A 14,306-nucleotide genomic window follows, 5' to 3' on the forward strand; every position below is an offset into this window, starting at 1 on the left:
AGTCCGCGGGTGGACATCCGCACGGGGACTTCAACGTGAGGCACACGGGTGTCCGCCCCGGACGTGAGTGAGGGAACCCTTTGACGATGCAGCGCCTCTTCCGCGGCCCGTTCCTGTGGATCCTGGTCGTGCTTGTCGCCCTGTGGGCGACCGTCAGCATCGTCCAGCGATCGGCCGGGCCGCAGGAGATCCCCTTCTCCGCCTGGAGCCAGGCGGTCGAGCAGGGCCGTGTCCACTCGGTCGAGATCAGGTCGCAGGCCCGTGAGCTCACCGGAAAGATGACGGAGGCCGGCGGCGGGGAGCTCGAGTACCGCACCCACTTCGATCCCGACATCCACGCCGAACAGATCAGCGACCTGGCGCGCGAGCACGACGTCGAAGAGGTTACGGTCGATCCGCAGCAGACCTCAGCGGTCGTGAACTTCCTGTTCTCGATCGTGCCGTTCGTGTTCATCTTCCTGCTGTTCTTCTTCTTGATGCAGCAGATGCAGGGCGGCGGCGGCCGGGTGATGCAGTTCGGGAAGGCCAAAGCCCGGACCGTGTCCAAGGACCAGCCCAAGGTCACCTTCGCTGATGTGGCCGGCGCCGATGAGGCGGTCGAGGAGCTGCGCGAGATCAAAGAGTTCCTGGAGAACCCGCAGAAGTTCCAGGCCATGGGGGCCAAGATCCCCAAAGGCGTCCTGCTGTACGGCCCGCCGGGGACGGGCAAGACCCTGCTCGCGCGTGCCGTCGCCGGCGAGGCCGGCGTCCCGTTCTTCTCGATCTCCGGCTCCGACTTCGTCGAGATGTTCGTCGGGGTCGGTGCGGCGCGGGTCCGTGACCTGTTCGAGCAGGCGAAGGCCAACGCACCGGCCATCATCTTCATGGACGAGATCGACGCGGTCGGCCGCCACCGTGGTGCCGGCCTGGGCGGGGGCCACGACGAGCGCGAGCAGACCCTCAACCAGCTCCTGGTCGAGATGGATGGCTTCGACCCACGCGCCGGCGTGATCCTGATCGCCGCGACCAACCGGCCCGACATCCTCGACCCGGCGCTGCTGCGTCCCGGCCGCTTCGACCGCCAGATCGTCGTCGACCGCCCCGACCTCCTCGGCCGCAAGGCGATCCTGAAGGTCCACACCCGCGGCAAGCCGCTCGCCGACGACGTCGATGTGGACGTCCTGGCCCGCCAGACCCCCGGCTTCACCGGCGCCGACCTCGCCAACCTCGTCAACGAGGCCGCCCTCCTCGCCGCCCGGTTCGGGAAGCAGGAGGTCGCGATGGGCGAGCTCGAGGAGTCCATCGAGCGGGTGGTGGCCGGCCCCGAGCGCCGCACCCGATTGATGAGCGACGACGAGAAGCGCATCGTCGCCTACCACGAATCCGGCCACGCGATCGTTGGGCATGCACTCCCCAACGCCGACCCCGTCCACAAGATCTCGATCATCCCGCGGGGACGAGCACTGGGCTTCACGATGCAGCTGCCGACCGAGGACCGCTACCTGATCGCCCGCGCGGCGCTGATCGACCGCCTTGCGGTCATGCTCGGCGGACGTGTCGCTGAGGAGCTCAAGATCGGCGACGTCACCACGGGCGCCGGCGACGACCTGCAGCGCGCAACCGCCACCGCCCGTGAGATGGTCACCCAGTACGGGATGAGCGAGCGGCTGGGGCCGGTCGTGCTCGGCGAAAAGGACCACCAGCCGTTCCTCGGTCGCGACCTCGGTGGACACCAGAACTACTCAGGTGAGGTCGCCTACGAGATCGACCAGGAGGTCCGTCACCTGATCGACGAGGCGCACGACGAGGCCCTGGAGATCCTGGTCGAGAACGCCGCCGTGCTGGAGAACACCGCCGAGCGGCTCCTGGAGATCGAGACGATCGACAAGGCCGAACTCGAGGAGGTGTTCGCGCCGATCAAGAAGCGGGCGAGCCGTGCAGTCACCGCCCCCCAGGCCGCCAACGCCGGGGCGGTTCTGCAGGCCCTGCGGCGCCTCGACGGCGACGGCGCGACGACCGGCAACGGGTCCCCGTCGGCCGGGCGGACCCGCCCACCCACGGCGCATCGGGGCGGCGGGGGCTCCTGACATCGAGCGCCCAAGTATGGTGCGTCCGCTGGAGGTGGCGTGTGGATGAGCACGGCGCCGTGGACGCTGTGGACGTCGACCCACGCGACCACGCCCGGCACGCGACGGACGTCGATCGATCCGCGTCGTTCGATCACGCCAAGATCGAGCAGGCCGTCCGGCTGATCCTCGAGGCGATCGGTGAGGACCTGGACCGTGAGGGCCTGGTGGACACCCCCAGCCGGGTCGCCCGCGAACTCCACGAGCTGTGTGCGGGGCTCCGGAGCGACCCGAAGGACGTCCTGACCGTCGTGTTCGAGGAGGGACACGACGAGATGGTGATGGTGCGTGACATCCCCGTCTACAGCCTCTGCGAGCACCACCTCCTGCCGTTCCTGGGCCGCGCTCACGTGGCCTACATCCCAAACCTCAAGGGGCAGATCACCGGCGTGTCCAAGATCGTCCGACTGGTCGACACGGTGGCCAAGCGCCCGAACATCCAGGAACGGCTGACCACAACGGTCGCCGAGACCCTCGACGAGGTGCTCGACCCGCGAGGCGTGCTGGTGGTGGTCGAGGCGCGACACCTGTGCATGGAGATGCGTGGCGTGCGCAAGCCCGGCGCCGAGCTGGTCACCAGCGCGGTCCTCGGCTCGTTCCGCGACGACCTGCGGACGCGGTCCGAGGCGATGAGCTTCATCTCCGCGCGGTGACAGCCGCCAGCGGCGACGACACGCCGGTCAGGCCACTGGTGCGGATTCGTGATGCCGCTCTGACGCCCGATGGCGGGCCGATCCGCGTCACCGTCAGCCGGCTCGCGTCCCCGGAGGCGGTCGCCGATGCCTTGGCCCCGGCCGGTGCGCGCACCACGGTGGCACACGGGCGGTTGACGACCGTCACGACCACGTCGCGGCTGGTGGACGCGGTCGGGCGGGCACTTGGCCGGCCGGCCGCCGACGCGCTCGACACCGCCCTGACCGCGGCGGTCGCAGCCTGGCACGGCCCGGCACCCGACCTGCAGACACCCGCCGGCGTGATCACCTGCAGCCGCGGACCGGTCGTGGTCGGCGTCGTCAACGTCACCCCTGATTCGTTCTTCGACGGTGGCCGCCACTACGACCCGCCGATCCACCCCGGTGCGGCGATCGCCCACGGGCGGGCGCTGATCGACGCCGGCGCCGACGTGGTGGACGTCGGGGGCCAGTCGACGCGTCCCGGCTCCGAACCCGTCCCCGAAGACGTCGAACTCGACCGGGTGGTGCCGGTGGTCGAGGCGCTCGCAGCCGACGGCGCGGTGGTGTCGGTCGACACCACCAAAGCGGCCGTGGCCAGGGCAGCGGTCGGTGCCGGCGCCGCCGTGGTCAACGACGTGTCGGCCGGGGCGCTCGACCACGAGCTGGTGCCGACGGTCGCCGAGCTCGGCGTCTCGTACGTGCTGATGCACATGCAGGGCACGCCCCGCACCATGCAACGCGAGCCGACCTACACCGACGTGGTCGCCGAGGTCTTCGAGTTCCTCGCCGAGGGTCTCGAGCGGTGCGCCGCCAGGGGGATCGAGCCGACATCGGTCGTGGTCGACCCCGGCATCGGGTTCGGCAAGACGGTGGCGCACAACCTGCAGCTGCTCCGCGACGTCCGCGAGCTGACGTCGCTGGGACGCCCCGTGATGCTGGGCACGTCGCGGAAGTCCTTCCTCGGGCGGATCACCGGTGGCCTGCCCGCCGACGCGCGGCTGGAGGCGTCGATCGCGACCGCGGCACTGGCGGTGGCGCGCGGGGCGACGATCGTCCGCGTCCACGACGTCGCCGAGACCGTCCGGGCGCTGCACGCGGTGCACGCGGTGGCGACGGGGCGGTGGTCGTAAGGGCTCTGCAGCCGGCGCGTCCGCAACGCACCGCCACGGCCGCACCTACCATGCCGCCTTGATGGATCGGATCACCCTGCACGGGATCGAGGTGTGGGCCCACCACGGCATCCGGCCCGACGAACGCCGAAGTGGGCAGCCGTTCGTGGTCGACGTCACCGTGGACCTGGATCTGTCGGCGGCGGCGGTGAGCGACGACCTGTCCGACACCGTCGACTACGCCACCGTCGCCAGCGACGTCGCGGCGGCAGCGGCCGGTGGCCCCTACCACCTGCTGGAGTCGGTCGCCGGCCGGATCCTCGACGCGGTCTTGGGTCACCGGCGGGTCGCGGCGGCCGAGGTCACCGTCAACAAGCCGCATGCTCCGTTGCCGGTCCCGGCCGCCGGGGTCAGCGTGACGCTGCGCCGCACGCGGGAGCCGTGAGATTGGGACGGTGGTGGCCGTGGCGGCGGACACGGACGGCCTGCCTGAGCCTGGGCAGCAACGTCGGGGACCGGTTGGCGACGTTGCGTGTGGCCCTGGACGACCTCGACCGCCACGACGACGTGGACGTCGAGACGGTATCGGCGGTGTACGAGACCGACCCGATCACACCCCAGGGCGCGGAGCACCAGCCGCACTACCTCAACCTGGTTGCCGTGGTCACCACCACGCTCGGCCCCCGCGACCTGCTCGACCTCGCCCACCGGGTCGAGGCCGCCCACGGCCGGGACCGGGGACGGGAGGAGCGGTGGGGGCCGCGCAGCCTCGACATCGACCTGTTGCTGTACGACCACGAGGTGATCGACGATCCCGGAGTCACGGTCCCGCACCCGCGACTCACCGAGCGGGCGTTCGTCCTGGTCCCGCTGGCCGAGGTTCTCCCCGCCGGCGCAACCCTCCCTGACGGCGCGACCGTGGCCAGCCACCTGGCGCGCCTCGCCCCGATCACCGGTGTGGAGCTGTACGTGCGGCTGACCGAGGGTCCGGGCACGACCGACGAGCCGCTCAACCGACGCCCGCCGGGCCCCCCCGGGGGACCCCCGCGCCTGTCGGAGCGTCACGGCGGACCCGGCATGCCCCGCCACCGTGACCCGGGGGCGCCGTGAGCGACGCTCCGCAGGAGCGGCGCGAGAGGAGCTGTCTTGGGTCTCCTAAGACCGCGACGGAGGTGTACCCGTGAGCGACGCTCTGCAGGAGCGGCGCGAGAGGAGCGGTCTTGGGTCTCCTAAGACCGCGACGGAGGTGTACCCGTGAGCGCCGCTCTGCAGGAGCGGCGCGAGAGGAGCTGTCTTGGGTCTCCTAAGACCGCGACGGAGGTGTACCCGTGAGCGACGCTCTGCAGGAGCGGCGCGAGAGGAGCTGTCTTGGGTCTCCTAAGACCGCGACGGAGGGGTACCCGTGAACGACCGCGCCCTGCCGTGCGGCACCGTCGCGGTGGTGGGCCCCGGCCGGGTCGGGACGGTGCTCGCCGCGGCGCTCCGCCACGCCGGTCACCGCATCATCGCGGCGGCTGGTGGCAGCGAGGAGTCACGGCGACGCTTCGCCACGCGGTTCCCTGCGGTGGCCACCGCGGCTGACCTGGCGGTGGCGGCCGGGGCGGACCTCGTCGTGGTCGCCACCCCCGACGATGCCGTCGCGGACGCGGTGGCGGCCCTGGCCGGCCCAGCGGACGCCCTCGGCGAGGGCCAACGCGTCGTGCACATCGCCGGGTCGTTGGGGCTCTCGCCGCTCCGCCCCGCCCGCCTGGCCGGCGCTCGCGTGGCGGCCTGCCATCCCGCCCAGACCATTCCCAGCGCGGACGCCGACCCGGCCGTCCTGCACGGGGCCGCATGGGCGGTCACCGCCACGCCCCCCGACCGCGGCTGGGCGCGGGCGCTGGTCCGGCAGGTCGGCGGGGTCCCGGTCGACGTCGCCGACGCCCGCCGCGGGCTGTACCACGCGGCGCTGGTGATCGGATCCAACGCGGTGGGCGCCGCCGTGTCGGTCGCGCGCCAGCTCGCGCTGGCCGCTCGCATCCCCGACCCTGCGGCGTTCCTCGAGCCGCTGGTGCGAGTCAGCGTGGAGAACGCCCTTGCCCAGGGGGCCCTGGCGCTGACCGGCCCGGTGGTTCGGGGCGATGTCGGAACGCTCGGGCGGCACCTGGCACGCTTGTCCGAGGATGCCCCGGAGCTGGCCGCTGCCTACCGTGCGCTGAACCAGGTCGTGTTGCACCAGGCCCGTCCGGGGCTGGACCCGGACGTGGTGCGCGCCGTCGGCGACGTCCTGGCGGCGGGCGGGGAGGGAAGCTGAGCCGTGGCGCGCACCGCCTACACCTACGACCCACGCTTCCTGCTGCACGACGCCGGCGTCGACACGATCCGCCTGCCGACCGGACAGGTGCTCGACCCCGAACCCCGATCGGCCAGCGTGCGCATCACCCGCCGCACCGCCCAGCTCGTGGCCAACTCCGGGCTGCTCAACGACCTGGTGCAGCTCCCCGCCCGGGCAGCGACCAGCGACGAGCTGCGACTGGTCCACACCGACCGCTACGTCACCCGGGTCCGTCAGCTCGCCGCCGCCGGAGGAGGGGGCCTGGACGGAGGGTTGCGAATCGCGCACGGCACCTGGGACGCGGCCGTGCTGGCCGCCGGGACCGCGGTGGCGCTCACCGACGCGGTCCTGGATGGCATCGTCGAGCGCGCGTTCGGGCTCCTGCGGCCACCCGGCCACCACGCCAGCTGCGACCGCAGTGGAGGCGACAGCGTGTTCAACAACGCCGCGCTGGCCGCGGTACACGCCCGACGCACGCGCGCGCTGCGCCGGGTCGCGATCGTCGACTGGGACGTCCACCACGGCGCCGGTACGCAGCAGGTGTTCTGGGACGACCCTGACGTGCTGTTCGTGTGCTTGCACCAGGACGGGTGGTTCCCGGCCGGCTTCGGCGGCGCGACGCAGATCGGCGGCGCGACGCAGATCGGCGGCCCAGCGGCGCGCGGAACGACCGTCAACGTGGCGTTGCCGCCCGGGTGCGGCGACCGTGGCTACCTGCGGACCGTCGAGCGCGTTGTCGCGCCGGTGGTCCGCCAGTTCGGCCCCGATCTGCTGATCATCTCCGCCGGGCAGGACGCCAACCTCCGTGACCCGCGGGGGCGGATGCTTGTCACCACCCACGGGTTCCGCGACATGACATCGAGCCTGCGGCAGGTCGCCGCCGACGTCTGCGAGGGCAGGATCGTGGTGCTGCAGGAGGAGGCGTTCTCGCCCGAGTACGCCCCGTTCTGCACCCTGGCGGTGCTCGAGGGCACCGTGGGGGTGCGCACGGAGGTCACCGATCCGTTCCAGGGCGACAGCGAGCTCACGCAGGCCCGCGCTGAGCTGCGCAGCACGCTCGACGACGCGCTGCAGGCCACGATCGACGCGCTCAGCGATCACTGGGGACTGTGAGACGTGCGGCGGGTGACGACGGTGCCGTCCGTCCGCGCTGCGGTGGCCGCGCTCCACCAGGGCGGACAGACCGTCGGGTTCGCCGCCACCATGGGGGCGCTCCACGGCGGGCACCTGGCGCTCGTCCGCGCCGCCGCCGAGCACACCGACGCCGTCCTCGTGTCGATCTTCGTCAACCCGCTGCAGTTCGGCCCCGGTGAGGACTACCTGTCCTACCCGCGCCCCGCCGAACGCGACGAAGCGGCACTGCTCGCGTTGGGGCCTGCGACCCCTGCGGTGCTCTACACCCCCACGGTCGCTGAGATGTACCCGGGATGGCGACCGGGCAGCGACCCCGCCCTCGACACCACCGTCTCGGTGCGCGACCTGAGCGATCGCCTCGAGGGGGCGTCGCGGCCGGGCCACTTCGACGGGGTCTGCACCGTGGTCACCAAGCTGCTGCACCAGGTCCAGCCGGACGTGGCATGCTTCGGCCGGAAGGATTACCAGCAGCTGGTGATCATCCGTCGCATGGTCGCTGACCTCGACATCCCCGTGGAGGTGGTGGCCGTCCCCACCGTCCGCGAGGCGGACGGCGTCGCGATGAGCAGCCGCAACGCCTACCTGGACGTCGCCGACCGGAACGCCGCCAGGTGCCTGTCGAGGGGGCTGGCTGCGGCGGTCGAGGCCGCCCGACGCGTCCGCGATGCCGGCCAGCCACCCGACCCGGAGGTGCTGCGGCGAGCGGCGCTCGCTACCATCGCGGCGGAGCCACGCGCCCATGTGGACTACGTCGCGGTCGTCGACCCCGACACGCTCGCCCCGCCCGACGGGCCTGCCCGCGGGACAGGGACCGGCGTCTCCACAAGTGCGCGCGGCCCCGGCACGGGACGTCGCCTGCGTCAGGAACGGTTGCTGGTCGCGGTCGCGGTCCACGTGGGCCCGGCGCGTCTGATCGACAACGTGGTCGTGGGCGACCACGACGACGAGGAGCGGCTGGTCCACGCGGTCGGCGGGGCGGCGTCCGCTTGATCCGCCGGTTGTAACCTGGCGCCGCCCCGGCGCGTGGAACGACACGGAGGCCACATGCGCCGCTCCCTGATGAAGTCCAAGATCCACCGCGCGACCGTCACGCAGGCGAACCTCGACTACGTCGGCTCGATCACGATCGACGCGGCGCTGATGGCCCGCGCCGACCTGATCGCGCACGAGAAGGTCCAGGTCGTCGACGTCGACAACGGCGCGCGCCTCGAGACGTACGTGATCCCCGACAGGTCCGGGTCGGGGGTGGTCGCGCTCAACGGGCCAGCCGCACGTCTGGTACATCCCGGTGACCGCGTGATCGTGATCAGCTACGCCCAGTTCGACGAGGCAGAGGCCGTCTCGCACCGACCCACGGTCGTGTTCGTCGACGACGCCAACCGCGTCACCGCGGTCGGGCCCGAGGTCGCCGGTGCGCTGGCGTAGCTCCCCCGACGAACCCGACGCGCCGTCACCGGAGCCGGCCGAACCGGCGGGCGGGGACGCCTGGGACCGGGTGGGCGATCAACCGACCGGCGAGGTCGCCGAGCCCGCGGCCGCCCCGGTGCGGCCCCCCCGAGCCGTCGACGTCGATGGCGACGAGACCGCACGTGCCCTGCGCCGGGTGGTGGTCCGTGCGCTGGCTGAGGACCTGGGACCCCTCGGAGACCTCACGTCCCAGGCCTGCGTCCCACCGCAGCAGCATGCGACCGCGCGGGTCGTGTCCCGCCAACCCGGCGTGGTGGCCGGCGTGGCGGCGATCCGAGAGGTCTACGCGCAGGTCGACCCCCGCGTCGAGGTCGAGCTGGACGCGGCCGACGGTGACGCAGTGCAGGCCGGCGACCCGCTCGCCACCGTCCGCGGCCCGCTCCGCGCGATCCTCGCCGGTGAGGGGACAGCCCTGAACATCGTCGGACACCTGTCGGGTGTCGCCACCACCGTCCGCTCCTACGTCGATGCCGTCGCCGGGACCGGCTGCGCCATCCGTGACACGCGCCAGACGACCCCCGGCCTGCGGCTGCTGGACAAGGCCGCCGTCCGCGCCGGAGGCGGGACGAACGGACGCGTCGGCCTGCACGATGCTCTCCTGGTCAACCAGCACCACATCGCGGCGGCCGGCGGCGTGGGGCCAGCCGCCCGCGCAGCGCTCGAGCGCGCCGGGACCCGGCCCGTGCAGGTCCAGGTCACCGCAGCCGACGAGATCGAACAGGCGATCGTTGCCGGCGCCACGGAGCTGCTCCTGCGCGGCCTCACGCCCCACGACGTGCGCGTCGCCGTGGAGCGGATCGCCGGCCGCGCCCGGGTCGAGGCCAGCGGCCCGATCAGCGTCAGCGAGGTCCGCGCCTACGCTGACGCCGGCGTGGACGGCGTCGCGGTCGGTGCCCTCAGCGCCGCCGTCGGGTGGCTCGGCGTCGGGCTGGAGGTGGCGGCGGAGCCGGACGAGGGACCCGTCGGCGACAGCGACGACACCGGCGAGGACTGGCTGTTCGGACCGCCCGAGAACGGCTGAGGCAGCGTGCTCCTCGCCGTCGACGTGGGCAACTCCCAGACGGTCGTCGGGGTGTTCAACGGGGTCGATCTCGCCGAGCAGTGGCGCATCTCGACCGAGACCGTCCGCACCGCCGACGAGGTCGCTCTGATCTTCCAGGGCCTGCTCGCGTTCGCCGACCTGTCGTTCTCGCGGAACGTCCACGGGGTGGTGATCGCCTCGGTCGTCCCGACGGTCACCGAGGCGCTGCGCGAGATGGTCCAGCGCTACTTCCTGTTCGAGCCGGTCGTTGTCGAACCCGGCACGCGGACCGGCATCGCCGTCCAGGTGGACAACCCGCGCGAGGTCGGCGCCGACCGCATCGTGAACGCGGTCGCCGCGCATCAGCTGTACGGCGCCCCGTCGGTCGTGGTGGACTTCGGGACGGCGACCTCCTTCGACGTGGTCAGCCGCGACGGCAAGTTCGTCGGCGGGGCGATCGCACCCGGGGTGCAGCTGTCGTTCGACGCGCTGGTCGCCAAGGCCGCGCGCCTGCCGAAGGTGGAGATCGTCACCCCCCGCAGCGCCGTCGGGACCTCGACGGTCGCGGCCCTACAGTCGGGCGTGGTCTACGGCGCCGCCGGCGTGGTCGACGCGATCGTGGCGCGCATCCGCGGAGAGGTCGGTGGTGAGGCGACCACGGTCGCGACCGGCGGGCTCGCACCCGCCGTCCTGGAGGCGTGCACCAGCATCGACCACCACGACCCATGGCTGACCCTGAAAGGTCTGCGCCTGATCTGGGAGAGGAACACCGCGTGACCGACCAGCCTGCTGAGGACTCCCCGCAGGACGAGCGGTCGCGGCTCGACGAACTGATCGCCGGCCGTCGCGCCAAAGCTGCCAGCCTGGCCCAGCGCGGTCACGACCCGCACCCTCCCCGCTTCGCCCCGACCCACACCCTCGCCGCGGTGCGCCAGCGCTGGGGACACCTGCAAGCAGGTGAGGAGAGCGGGGCGCAGGTCACCGTCGCCGGCCGGCTGGTCGCCAAGCGCGAGATGGGGCGAGTGGCGTTCGGGGTCCTGCGCGAGGACGGCACCGACCTGCAGCTGTTCTGCCACCGCGACGTCCTCGATCAGGACGGCATGACGCTGTTCGAGGAGCTCGACGCCGGCGACTGGTTGGGGGCCGCCGGGGAGGTCGTGGTCACCCGCAAGGGGGAGCTGTCGGTCAGGCCCACCGACCTGGTCCTGCTGTCGAAGAGCCTGCGGCCACTTCCGGAGAAGTGGCACGGCCTGCGCGACGTCGAGCAGCGCTACCGGCAGCGCGAGGTCGACCTGATCGTCAACGACGACAGCCGCCGAGCGTTCGTCGTCCGTTCGGCGGTCGTGGCGGCTCTCCGCGCCGAGCTCGAGGCTCGCGGGTTCGTCGAGGTCGAGACCCCGATGCTGCACCCGATCCCCGGCGGGGCCGCCGCACGCCCGTTCGTCACCCACCACAACACGCTCGGTGTCGACCTGTTCCTGCGGATCGCCCCCGAGCTGTACCTCAAGCGTCTGGTCGCCGGCGGGTTGACCCGCGTGTTCGAGTTGAACCGCAACTTCCGCAACGAGGGGATGAGCCCGCGCCACAACCCCGAGTTCACGATGCTGGAGTGCTACCAGGCGTATGCGGACTACACCGACATGATGGCCCTGACCGAGGCGCTGCTGCGGCGCACCGCCGAGGAGGCCGTCGGGAGCCTGGACCTGGCCTACCAGGGACGGTCGCTGTCGCTGTCGACGCCGTGGCCGCGGCGGACCGTGCTTGAGCTCGCGGCCGAGTCCAGCGGTGAGGACCTGGACCACCGGATGCCGGTCGACGATGCCCGCCGCGTGTGCGACCGCCACGGTGTGGCGTGGCAGCCGGGGTGGGGCACCGGGAAGCTGATCTTCGAGCTCTACGAGACCTTGGCCGAGGGCAACCTCTGGGACCCCACCTTCGTGATCGACCACCCGATCGAGACGTCACCGTTGGCCCGCCGTCACCGCTCCAAGCCCGACGTCGTCGAGCGCTTCGAGCTGATCGTCGTCGGCCGTGAGCTCGCCAACGCCTTCAGCGAGCTGGTGGACGCCGACGATCAACGCCGGCGCTTCGAAGCGCAGGGCCAGGCGCGCGCCGCCGGCGACGAGGAAGCCATGGTGGTCGACGAGCCGTATCTGGCCGCGCTCGAGCTCGGGCTCCCGCCGACCGGCGGCCTGGGGATCGGCGTCGATCGGCTGGTCATGCTCCTGGCCGACGTCCCGAGCATCCGCGACGTGATCCTGTTCCCGACGCTGCGCCCCCACGCCTGATCTGTGACATCCACGCTGGAGCCGGCGCTGCTCGGCGGAACCTTGCGGCCCGCCGGTCGTTCTTCCTGTCGTCCCAAACGAGGCGATCTGTGACCGTGCGCTCGACCGTCGCGTTCGTGCTCGCTGCTGTCCTGACCGTCGCTGCCGCTCCCGCCGTCGGCGCCGGCGCGTCCCCCGATCCGCTGAGTGGCCTGCAGTGGGGCCTGGACCAGGTCCGCGCACCGCGAGCCTGGAGCGCCACCAGCGGAGCGGGCGTGGTCGTCGCCGTGGTCGACACCGGGGTGGACCTCGGCCATCCGGACCTCGACGGCAAGGTCGTGGGCGGCGCGACGTTCGCCGGCTGCCCCGACCAGGCAGGCGGCTGCGGGAACGGCGACTGGCTCGACGGGGAGCCCGCGTCACCTCACGAGAGCGCAGGCCACGGCACGCATGTCGCGGGCATCGTCGCGGCCGCGACCGGGAACGGACACGGGATCGCCGCGGTGGCCCCCGACGCCGGCATCCTGTCGGTGAAGGTCCTGCGCGCGGGGTCACACACGGCGACGGGTTCCGTCCAGGAGATCGCGGCGGGCGTGCGCTGGGCGGTCGACAACGGCGCCCACGTCATCAACCTCAGCCTCGGCGCCCTCCCGCTGGTCGGGCGCTCGGCCACGTTGCGCGACGCGGTCACGGAGGCGGCCGGCCGCGGGGTCGTGGTGGTCGCTGCGGCCGGCAACGACACACTGCCGCTGTGCGCCGAGCCCGCGTCCGACCCGGCGGTGATCTGTGTCGTGGCCACCGACCGTCGCGAGCAGCGCGCCATCTACTCCAGCGGGGGGCTGGACGCCGGCCTGAACGTGGTCGCCGCCCCCGGGGGTGAGCCGCTGCTGTGCAGCGAAGGCATCGTGTCGACGTGGCCGGGGCAGCTGCCGTCGAGATGCAGCCTGGATCGCGGCTACCAGTACTGGACCGGCACGTCGATGGCTGCCCCGCACGTGGCCGGTGTCGCCGCCCTGCTGCTGGCTCAGGGTCGTCCCGCGGGTGCGGTGATCGAGGTGCTGAAGGTCACCGCCCGCACGCCGCTGACCGACCAGCGCGGCGTGTACACCCCGGTGTACGGGTACGGGATCGTGGACGCCGCTGCGGCCGTCGCCGTCCCGGTGGGCCGGACACGGGTCGTGGAACGCCACGCCGGACCCGAGCGGATCGCGACCGCCGCGGCGGTGTCGCGCCGGACCCACGCCCGGGCGGGCACGGTCGTCGTGGCCCGCGCCGACGTGTACGCCGATGCGCTGGTCGGCGCCCCGCTCGCCGCGCACATCGGCGGTCCGCTGCTGTTGACCGGCCACGACCGGCTCGCCGCGGCGACCGCCGCCGAGATCGACCGTCTGGGGGCGTCGCGGGCCGTGTTGCTGGGTGGGGAGCGGGCCCTGTCGGGACAGGTCGCCCGTGACCTGGCGGCTCGCGGCCTGACGGTGCGGCGGGTGGCCGGCCCCGACCGCTACGCCACGGCGGCGGCGATTGCCGCGGAGCTGCCCCGCGGCGGGGAGGTCTTCGTCGTGGAGGGCGCCCATCCCGACCCGGCCCGAGGCTGGCCCGATGCGCTGAGCGCCTCGGGGCTGGCTGGGGCGCACCGGCGTCCGGTGCTCCTCGTCACGCGCGACAGCGTCCCGCCGCCGACGGCGCAGGCGATCGGTTCCGACCAGGACGCCACGATCGTGGGCGGCAGCGCTTCGGTCAGCGACGCGGTCGCTGGCGAGCTCGACCGGCGGGCACGCACGGTCCGACGGCTGGCGGGCCCCGACCGCTACGGCACATCGGCAGCGGTGATCCGCGAGGCCGAGGCGCGCGGGATCAGCCTGGCCACCACCTGGCTCGCGACCGGCCGGTCGTTCCCTGACGGGCTGGCGGCAGGAGCCGCAGCAGGCGGCGCAGGCGGTGTGCTGCTGCTGATCGATGGCCACGACCTGGATGCGTCACCGGCCTCGCGTGATCTGATCGGCGACCGCGCGGCCCGGTTCCGTCACGTCCTGCTGGCCGGCGGGGTCGCGGCCATCACCAGCGACACCGAGGCCCGGCTGCGCCGGCTCGTCGAGGGCTGAGCGGTGGCGACCGATCCTCTCCAAGGACGACGGCTTCGCCGCGGCGACGCCTGCTCGAGGCTCGGGTGACGCCAACGTGCTCCCCGTCCGACCGTCCCCCCGCGGGAGATGCC

The 14,306-nt window shown here is 72.8% G+C and carries 13 protein-coding genes; all 13 read left to right on the top strand.

The annotated features are described in order from the left end of the window. Positions 1 to 86 precede the first annotated feature (86 nt). The 13 genes from ftsH to KY462_08385 all read left to right on the top strand — a co-directional run bounded on the left by ftsH (position 87) and on the right by KY462_08385 (position 14,193). Positions 87 to 2,066, top strand: coding sequence for an ATP-dependent zinc metalloprotease FtsH (ftsH, locus tag KY462_08325; protein MBW3577727.1), 1,980 nt, complete (start codon positions 87 to 89; stop codon positions 2,064 to 2,066). A 68-nt stretch (positions 2,067 to 2,134) separates the two neighbouring features. Continuing rightward, complete coding sequence (gene folE, locus KY462_08330) at positions 2,135 to 2,758, top strand: GTP cyclohydrolase I FolE (protein ID MBW3577728.1); 624 nt, start codon at positions 2,135 to 2,137, stop codon at positions 2,756 to 2,758. A gap of 302 nt (positions 2,759 to 3,060) precedes the next feature. Beyond that, a complete protein-coding gene (folP, locus tag KY462_08335; protein ID MBW3577729.1) occupies positions 3,061 to 3,909 on the top strand; it encodes a dihydropteroate synthase in 849 nt (282 codons plus the stop codon). 61 nt (positions 3,910 to 3,970) lie between these two features. Then, a complete protein-coding gene (gene folB / locus KY462_08340; GenBank protein ID MBW3577730.1) occupies positions 3,971 to 4,333 on the top strand; it encodes a dihydroneopterin aldolase in 363 nt (120 codons plus the stop codon). A 2-nt stretch (positions 4,334 to 4,335) separates the two neighbouring features. After that, positions 4,336 to 4,998, top strand: a complete 663-nt coding sequence (gene folK, locus KY462_08345; protein MBW3577731.1) for a 2-amino-4-hydroxy-6-hydroxymethyldihydropteridine diphosphokinase — start codon at positions 4,336 to 4,338, stop codon at positions 4,996 to 4,998. A gap of 292 nt (positions 4,999 to 5,290) precedes the next feature. Beyond that, on the top strand, positions 5,291 to 6,181 hold the full coding sequence (locus KY462_08350; GenBank protein MBW3577732.1) for a DUF2520 domain-containing protein: 891 nt from the start codon (positions 5,291 to 5,293) through the stop codon (positions 6,179 to 6,181). 3 nt (positions 6,182 to 6,184) lie between these two features. Next, on the top strand, positions 6,185 to 7,315 hold the full coding sequence (locus KY462_08355) for a class II histone deacetylase (GenBank protein MBW3577733.1): 1,131 nt from the start codon (positions 6,185 to 6,187) through the stop codon (positions 7,313 to 7,315). Positions 7,316 to 7,318: 3 nt separating this feature from the next. Beyond that, complete coding sequence (gene panC / locus KY462_08360; protein ID MBW3577734.1) at positions 7,319 to 8,326, top strand: pantoate--beta-alanine ligase; 1,008 nt, start codon at positions 7,319 to 7,321, stop codon at positions 8,324 to 8,326. Positions 8,327 to 8,380: 54 nt separating this feature from the next. After that, complete coding sequence (locus KY462_08365) at positions 8,381 to 8,761, top strand: aspartate 1-decarboxylase (protein ID MBW3577735.1); 381 nt, start codon at positions 8,381 to 8,383, stop codon at positions 8,759 to 8,761. Further along, positions 8,748 to 9,824 (top strand): carboxylating nicotinate-nucleotide diphosphorylase, encoded by a 1,077-nt coding sequence (gene nadC / locus KY462_08370; GenBank protein ID MBW3577736.1) that lies wholly within the window; start codon positions 8,748 to 8,750, stop codon positions 9,822 to 9,824. Before KY462_08365 ends, nadC begins: the two co-directional genes overlap by 14 nt. Positions 9,825 to 9,830: 6 nt before the next feature. Beyond that, complete coding sequence (locus KY462_08375; protein ID MBW3577737.1) at positions 9,831 to 10,601, top strand: type III pantothenate kinase; 771 nt, start codon at positions 9,831 to 9,833, stop codon at positions 10,599 to 10,601. Continuing rightward, positions 10,550 to 12,112 carry a lysine--tRNA ligase gene (lysS, locus tag KY462_08380; protein ID MBW3577738.1) on the top strand — a complete coding sequence of 521 codons (1,563 nt, stop codon included), beginning with the start codon at positions 10,550 to 10,552 and terminating at the stop codon, positions 12,110 to 12,112. Before KY462_08375 ends, lysS begins: the two co-directional genes overlap by 52 nt. 89 nt (positions 12,113 to 12,201) lie before the next feature. Further along, a complete protein-coding gene (locus KY462_08385) occupies positions 12,202 to 14,193 on the top strand; it encodes a S8 family serine peptidase (protein MBW3577739.1) in 1,992 nt (663 codons plus the stop codon). Positions 14,194 to 14,306 lie beyond the last annotated feature (113 nt).

The organism is Actinomycetota bacterium (assembly GCA_019347675.1).
In the GTDB taxonomy this organism is placed as follows: domain Bacteria; phylum Actinomycetota; class Nitriliruptoria; order Nitriliruptorales; family JAHWKO01; genus JAHWKW01.

What these genes read in the sequence shown, in the direction of transcription:
- KY462_08365 (MBW3577735.1), top strand. Translation starts at nt 8,381, where the DNA reads ATGCGCCGCTCCCTGATGAAGTCCAAGATCCACCGCGCGACCGTCACG.
- ftsH (MBW3577727.1), top strand. Translation starts at nt 87, where the DNA reads ATGCAGCGCCTCTTCCGCGGCCCGTTCCTGTGGATCCTGGTCGTGCTT.
- lysS (MBW3577738.1), top strand. Translation starts at nt 10,550, where the DNA reads ATGGCTGACCCTGAAAGGTCTGCGCCTGATCTGGGAGAGGAACACCGC.
- folB (MBW3577730.1), top strand. Translation starts at nt 3,971, where the DNA reads ATGGATCGGATCACCCTGCACGGGATCGAGGTGTGGGCCCACCACGGC.